This is a genomic window from Collinsella sp. AF11-11, assembly GCF_003465485.1.
Classification (GTDB): domain Bacteria; phylum Actinomycetota; class Coriobacteriia; order Coriobacteriales; family Coriobacteriaceae; genus Collinsella.
The window spans coordinates 38,558-45,363 of the sequence record NZ_QSAS01000014.1 but is presented as its reverse complement, the minus strand read 5'-3'; the positions used below and the strand labels follow the sequence as shown (position 1 = coordinate 45,363).

At 57.2% G+C, this 6,806-nt stretch carries 7 protein-coding genes; 1 reads left to right on the top strand and 6 read right to left on the bottom strand.

Annotated features, from left to right (window positions below; genetic code table 11):
- Positions 1 to 467 precede the first annotated feature (467 nt).
- The 3 genes from DWV58_RS08155 to DWV58_RS08145 form a co-directional block, all read right to left on the bottom strand.
- Positions 468 to 689, bottom strand: coding sequence for a hypothetical protein (locus tag DWV58_RS08155; RefSeq protein WP_117776781.1), 222 nt, complete (start codon positions 687 to 689; stop codon positions 468 to 470).
- Positions 690 to 721: 32 nt separating this feature from the next.
- The gene (locus tag DWV58_RS08150) at positions 722 to 1,504 is read right to left on the bottom strand and encodes an ADP-ribosylglycohydrolase family protein (RefSeq protein ID WP_117776780.1); all 783 of its coding nucleotides are present in this window, start codon (positions 1,502 to 1,504) and stop codon (positions 722 to 724) included.
- 63 nt (positions 1,505 to 1,567) lie between these two features.
- Complete coding sequence (locus DWV58_RS08145; RefSeq protein WP_233540544.1) at positions 1,568 to 2,716, bottom strand: YhcG family protein; 1,149 nt, start codon at positions 2,714 to 2,716, stop codon at positions 1,568 to 1,570.
- Between the two features lie 68 nt (positions 2,717 to 2,784).
- Here DWV58_RS08145 and DWV58_RS08140 point away from each other — a divergent pair, with 68 nt between their 5' ends.
- Positions 2,785 to 3,054 (top strand): hypothetical protein, encoded by a 270-nt coding sequence (locus tag DWV58_RS08140; protein WP_117773055.1) that lies wholly within the window; start codon positions 2,785 to 2,787, stop codon positions 3,052 to 3,054.
- Positions 3,055 to 3,146: 92 nt separating this feature from the next.
- Here DWV58_RS08140 and DWV58_RS08135 read toward each other — a convergent pair whose 3' ends face one another.
- From DWV58_RS08135 to DWV58_RS08130, 3 genes are all read right to left on the bottom strand, one after another.
- Positions 3,147 to 4,997, bottom strand: a complete 1,851-nt coding sequence (locus DWV58_RS08135) for a phosphatidylinositol-specific phospholipase C (RefSeq protein ID WP_158564549.1) — start codon at positions 4,995 to 4,997, stop codon at positions 3,147 to 3,149.
- Positions 4,998 to 5,097: 100 nt separating this feature from the next.
- Complete coding sequence (locus DWV58_RS09890; RefSeq protein ID WP_158564548.1) at positions 5,098 to 5,682, bottom strand: hypothetical protein; 585 nt, start codon at positions 5,680 to 5,682, stop codon at positions 5,098 to 5,100.
- Between the two features lie 307 nt (positions 5,683 to 5,989).
- Complete coding sequence (locus tag DWV58_RS08130; RefSeq protein ID WP_117757781.1) at positions 5,990 to 6,583, bottom strand: hypothetical protein; 594 nt, start codon at positions 6,581 to 6,583, stop codon at positions 5,990 to 5,992.
- Positions 6,584 to 6,806 lie beyond the last annotated feature (223 nt).

The following is a 6,806-nucleotide window of genomic DNA, read 5'->3' as shown; positions in this document are numbered from 1 at the left end:
GTGCGGATGAATGTGGGAAGTGTTCGGATGAAGTTGCCAATCAAGGTCTTGATTGGCGGATGTAAATAAACGGTGGAACGGCTGTAAAAGAGCCTTGCCACTGGGTAAAATCAGGATGTGCCGCGGAACCCGCTCCTCAGTCGGTCAACTTTGGAAGCGCGGGCAACGCAGGTACTATCGTCTAAAGGGCCGGGTGCGACCGGCCCTTTGCATGACTCCCTTCGCTATCCGTTACTGCTTATATTCCCGCCAGATCGAGTAGAGGTTCCGGACGATGCCGGTTACATACATCGAGAGGCGCAGGATTTCAAGAAACAAGTTCATAGGCTTCACCCCAATCGGAGATCGGAGCGTTGCCCGCAGGCGGATTCCGCGGCAGTCGTAATTCTACCTCACAGGCCGCGGCGGGAGACATCCTACCCGCCCCATGGCTTGGAGCAGTGTCGATCTAACGGGCAATCAAGCCTCTAGTTCTCTTTGAATTGAGCAAGCATCTGCCCGAAGAAGCTTAGTTCGGATGGCTCATAAATGATCGAACCGCCGTCCGCGGTCCTGTAGACCCCGCAGGGGAGGTAACGCCCGTCGGGGAGGACATAGAGGCTGGTTTCCTCCTTCAGTCCTACTGGAAATAGCGGAATTCCGTTTTCGTCCACTTGGAACTCGTCTATATTTGCGATCTTCCTCTCCATGATGCCTCCTGCCTTATTTCTTGAATGGCGCCTTAAAACAGGCAGCTCTCAATCAGCTCTTTGCCGCGCAGAGTGTCGATCCACTCCTGTGGGATGGCTTTGAGACCGTATGCCGTGCCGGCGAGGGCGCCGGCTGCGGTGGTGTCGGTGTCGTCGCCTAGGTTGACGGCGGCAAGCACGCAATCTTCGTAGCTGTTAGTGTTGACGAAACACCAGGTGGCTGCCTTAAGCGTGTCGCGCACGAAGCCACCCGACCTGATCTCCTGCTCAGGCACGCCTTTCAGATGGAGCGCCCACGAGGGGAGCACGTCGTTCATCACATCCCTCATCAGCTCGACAAATATGATGCATGCGTCGGTCGACGTTCTGTGGGCGTGCGTAATCGCGGAGACCTTGCTGACCTCTTCGTCTGTCGCATCGGTGAACGCCAGGGGAGCGATGCGCATGAGCGATCCGTTGCCGTTGTCGCGCTCGCCGGAGCCTCCTTTGCCGGTGCGCAGGGCGCGGGCGGTCGTACCGCCGTAATCGAAAACGCCGTCGATCGTATACTCGCCACGGGCAATCCAGCTTACGAACTTGTCGCGCATGTCCGCGGTGTCGATGTGCCCGAGCTCCCTAATCGAGTCGCAGGTAGCAAGCGTCATAGATGTGTCGTCGCTCCAGGTGCCGGCGGGTTGCCCATGCGTGCCGTAGCCGATCATGTCCGTGCATTCGAACGTACCGCGGGGCCTGAACTCGTAGGGAACGCCCAGCGCGTCACCGACGGCAAGCCCGTAGATGCAGTCGCGCAGTGTTGTTTTCGGTCTGTCTGTCATGGAAAGCTCCTCTTATCCCGGGTGATGTGGAGCGCCGTCGGGGGTATCGGTCGCAACGTGCCGCTACCCTTGCGCTTCGCCATTAGTCGCTTCGTTGATGGCGCGGTACTCGGCACTCAGCTCGCGCGCCAGCTCTTCCTTGCTTGGAAGATACGGCAGGTATTTGGCGGCAAACACTTGGTCGTTGTCTTCGGGCAGCGTGTACTCGACGATCGAATCGCTTTTGTCCGCGCAGAGCACGATGCCTATGGGCGGATTGTCGCCTTCGTTCATGAGCTCGCGCGTGTAGTAGTTCACATACATTTGCATCTGGCCCAGGTCCTGGTGCGTAAGATCGTCCGTCTTAAGGTCGATGAGCACGAAGCAGCGCATCAGATAGTTGTAAAACACAAGGTCAATATAGAAATGGCGCCCATCAAAGGTGATGCGCCTTTGGCGCGCCTCGAAAGCGAAACCACGGCCAAGCTCCAGCAGGAACTTCTGAAGATGCGTGATGAGCGCCTGCTCTAGATCGCTCTCGCGAAACGCAGTATCGTCCGAGAAACCTAAAAACTCCAGTACATATGGGTCGCGGATGATATCCTCGGGGCGACGAGCCGGGGCGCTCTTTTGGATTTCCTGGGTGACGGCCTCCTTGTCCTTGCTGGCAAGCAGGCGCTCGCGGAACATGGTGTTGATCTGGCGCTCGAGCTGACGCGTGCTCCAGCGAGAATCGGCACATTCGTTCATGTACCATGTTCGAGCATCAGGGTCGGTTATACGCGATAACCTGCGGTAATGTGTCCAATTCAATTCGGAACGCAGCGCGTTCCGAATTGGGAACGCAAGATAAAACTGACGCATGTATCTTAAGCTTCTGGCGTTGAAGCCTCTGCCAAAATCCTTAGTCAATCTAACGGCAAGTTCGTCGATCAGTGCATCGCCATACTTGGCGCGCTCCTCTCCGCCCTGTTCATCAACAATACTCTTGCCGATCTCCCAATATGCCTCAACCATCGCAAAGTTAACGGCGGTATAGGCCTTGTCGCGAGCGGCGTTGAGAATCGAGGAAACCTGCTTGTAAAAAACTTCTGGCACGATTGCCGATTCCCCGCGGTTTGCCAGTTCACTCATCAATATCGCCCGACTTTCCTCTTGAGGACGCATCTTTATTGCATTTAGTTTAAAGACTCGTACGGACACGAATCGCTGCGCTGTCTGGCAACTTCGCATGGAGGCCTTGCGGTGACTAAAATTTGGCAATAGAGACAGTTTTCACGAACCCCATGGGAGTGACATGCATGGACAACAACACCTTGCTGTTTCAGGACAAGGGCTCGGGTAGGTTTAAAGACGTCAAGATCTACCCCAACCGTATCGAGGTGCTCAGGAAGGGCACTTTCGGCGGCAAGCACACCGAGATTGTCTATCTTAAGGACATCACGGGCGTCAATAGAATCAAAGGCCGTGATGTTTTTCTGCGTAACAGGCTGTTGACCGCTTGCGTCTTTAGCCTGAGTAGCCGTGCGAAGGCCCAGGAATTTGTGAACGCGCTGAACATGGTGATGTAGCCGATAACGGCGTTCGGTCCAAGGTAAAAATCGGGGCGCAGAACGGTATTCTGCGCCCCGATTGAGTTGATGCGCCCAAAAAACTGGCTTGCCTATTCGTTAACGTCCTCGGTATTGTCGTGGTCACTGGCAAGCATTGCTGCGCCGGCGACCGTCGTCGCTACGGCGGCGGCAGCGAGCCCGGCGGCAACGCCAGAACCGTCGCCCGTGTTGGCGAGCTTTCCGCCCGAGCTCTTGCCCTGGTCTCTCTTGTTGCCCTTGCCGTTCTTGTCGGCGCTGCCTGCGTTGGAACCCGTGCCGCTGCCGTTGCCGCCCGCACTGCCCGAGGCCGCTACGGTAAAGCTTGCGGCTCCGTCGCTGGCGAGCGTGTAGTTCTGCGCCGCGTCGCCCAAGAGACCGTTCACGCGCACCCAGTACGTTCCTGCGGCAAATGTTTCGCCCTCGGCCATTGCCGTGCCCGGAGCGCCGTCCGCGTCGTGCACAAACTCGAGCTGGGCCGTGCAGGCATCGGTTTCGAGCTTGCCCTCGAGTGATGCCGCAATCTTGGCGCGCACGTCCTCGCCGGCCTTAAGGCCTTCGAGCCCCTCAAAGTGGGGTGTCAGCGCGCGTGGATTGATATCGATGGGCACGGAGCCCCGCAGCTCCGTAACGGTCTCGTTGCCCAAGGCGTCGACATCCACATATTCGATGGCAAACGCATGGCCCGAAGCCGTCACGTTGAGTACGTTGCTGCTGTCGACAAGGCGGAAATGGCCCTCGCCAACGGTCTTGCCATCCTGGAGCGAGGCATCGCTCAGCGAGTCGCCGTACGTCATGCGCATGCGGTTCGGGAGGTAGTACGAAGCTGTCTGCTTGTGCTGTGTATCGTAATCGTAATTGCGCTGGTAGATGCTCCGGGCCAGCGCCGCATCAACAAAGTCGGATGCGATGATGCCAATGTGCTTGAGGTAATCTGACTTTGTTTCCTCGTTGTCGCTGGGGTTGATGTACGGGCTCTTGTACAGATGCTCGTTGACTACTCGCGCTGCGGTAAATGGGTTGCTTCCTTGCTTGTGATTCGTGCAGCTGGTGTAGTTGATAGACCAGCAGCGCTCCAGGACTTGCTCCTTGGCCCCGTTATCGTCCTCGACATCTACCTCGTTGCGGGTGAGCTTAGCCGTCTCCTGCAGGGCCATATCGACCCAGCTGATCTTGTCGGTTCCGGTGCATTCGTAATGGTCCTGGGCATATACCTTGGTGCAATAGGCTTTTTTGTCGCCTGTTTCCCCTGCGGCTTCAAAGCCTTGCGCGTTTTGGACGAGACACATAGAGGAGCTGCTGGGGTGTGCTGCGATTTTGTTGTCCCATTCGGTTAGGTCGAGGCCCCACGTGTGGCCGCTTACGCTGTCGCCGGCGAGTCCAAATCGGCGCAGCAGGACGATCTTTCCGCGCACCTCGTTCAGTGTGGGAACGCGGCTCGACGTATAGAACAGTTTGGGGTTGTCGTCCAAAACCTTGGCGAAAGCCGTCGTAAGGCTCTCGTCAGTAGCCTCGTTGTTGCCTCGGGATACAAGCATGATGAGCGCTTCTGACGGATTTTCGTTCAAAAACTTTTTGAAGTAGCCAACGACATCGGAGAGATGCATGAAGTGCCCGTCTTTTTTGAGCAGGTAGCAACTTCCATGGTCGATGCCGGGGTCGTTGCCTTTTCCGAGTCGGATATCAAAATAGCGAATGCCTTCGAGCAACTGCGTGGGGATGTAGTCCTGCTGGCACTTTGCTTGCGAGGATTGGGGTTCGGTGTCGTTGTCCGCGCTGCAAGTTCCCGAATCGTGCGTGCCCGGGATGCTCAGCTCGTCGAGGTACTTGTTGCCTTCGACGTGGCTCATCCAACATGGTCCGTCGACGTAGCTGCTATACGTGGTCCAGTCGATGCTGCTAACTGTGGCATTGGTCTTGTCCATGCTGTAGCCGACAAGCTCGAGCTCCCACGGAATGGAATATTTCTTTTGGCAAATCTTGTTGTTGTCTTGGTCTTTGCCTTTCGATTCTATGGCCAGGTAGTTAATACCGTTTTTCGTGTATATGCGGTCTCGAATAATATATGCGGTCTCGAATAATATAAGTTCCGTCGAACTGGCTGCGGTCTCGAATAATATAAGTTCCGTCGAACTGGCGGTCGAACGTATAGGCGCGGCTGTCCTTATGGTCGTACTCGCCACTCCATACGTGGATGACCTTTCCATCTTTGTCCGAGTCGCCATCGACCGACCAAATGCTGTAGCCCGTCTTCTTGTGCTCTTCGAAATTGAGCAGGGTGCGGATGGCATACCAGTTTGTGCCGTCCGCATCGGTCCCTACGTGCTCAAGGATGAGCTTGCTGGACGTGCCGTCATTAAACAGGTGGCAGACGTTGCCGATGACGTTGCCGTCTTCGTTGACGCTCGCGGTGCGAAAATAGCCCGCGGGGCGAAGGCGAATGACGAAATTGTCGAGGGTGGCCGCTGACTCGGCCGTGCCGTCCGCAAAGGCTGTCCGCGGGCTAATGCCCAGCGTGGCGGTTTCGGGCAGGCTTGCAAGTGGCGACAACGCCGCGAGTCCAAGGCCCAGCGTAAACGCTCGGCGACTGGTGGCATGATGTTCGGTCATAACTCCTCCATTCGCAGGGTGCGGTTATGCACTTATTTTGGTCACTTTACTGCCCGGATGTTTAAATGTGTCGGCTCAATTGTCTGCGCGGCGCTATAAATCGGCGAGCGGACGTGCTGGGGTGCTTGTTCATGTTGTGCCGTTACCGCGCTGGGGGGGCGGTTTTGCCGCCCGGCATCTTCGCGTTCGTCGGCTGCCGGCATAAGAAAGGGAGGGTCGGTTTACCGGCCCTCCCTTAGTACGAAGCGCTGGGGTACCGTCGCTTGTTTGCGCTGCGCTCGTGTTTCCCGCTGCGCTCGCCAGTCGCTTAGCGCTTGATCTCGATATCCTCGAGCTTGACGTCCATGGCCTCGGTCTTGGCCTTGGCGATATCATCGGCAAATTCCAGGGACTTCATCATGGTCTCGACGGCGTCCTTGTGCTCCTCGACGTTGTCGATGCGCACGTAAACGCTGCCGCCTTCAACGTCGGTAAAGCACTCGGTCGTTACGCCGCCCGAGTGCGTAAAGTAAGCACTGCGCCAGGTCTTGCCGTTGTATTTAACGGGGTCGCTCTCGGTCCATCCGGAGTTGGCCTTCCACTTTGCCTCGTAGTCGAACAGTTCGTCGGCGTTCTTATCGGGGTCGAAGATGGGTATGAAGCGGTCGCTCGCATGCTCGCTCTCGGTGAACTTAAACTGGGCCCTGTCGGCGGTGTCGCCGGCAACGTCGGTGATCTCGACGCCCTCGGGAACCTCGACCTTAAACCAAATGAAGTCGGTCCTCATATCCACGGCTGGCTTTTCTGCTCCGCCGCCACCGCCACTGCCGGTAGCGCCACCGCTGCCACCGCAGCCCACCAGGGCAACTGCGGCAAAGAGACTGATGCAGAGGGTGAGAATCGCAAAGGCCTTCTTTTTCATGGTCGTGTCCTCCTCGATCTGTAACCGCCCATGGATTACCTGTCTTTACTGTACGCGTGGACGGCTCGCTAGGGTGGGCCATGTGTCCCATTCTGAGGGCTGGAATTGCGCCGACAAGTGGCAATATGCGCGGGTCCAAAAGAGGGGAGGGCCGATGCTGTCGGCCCTCCCCGGGGCTGGGTGCCCGTTGCTTTAATGGGGCGCATATGCGCAGGTGCGCGTA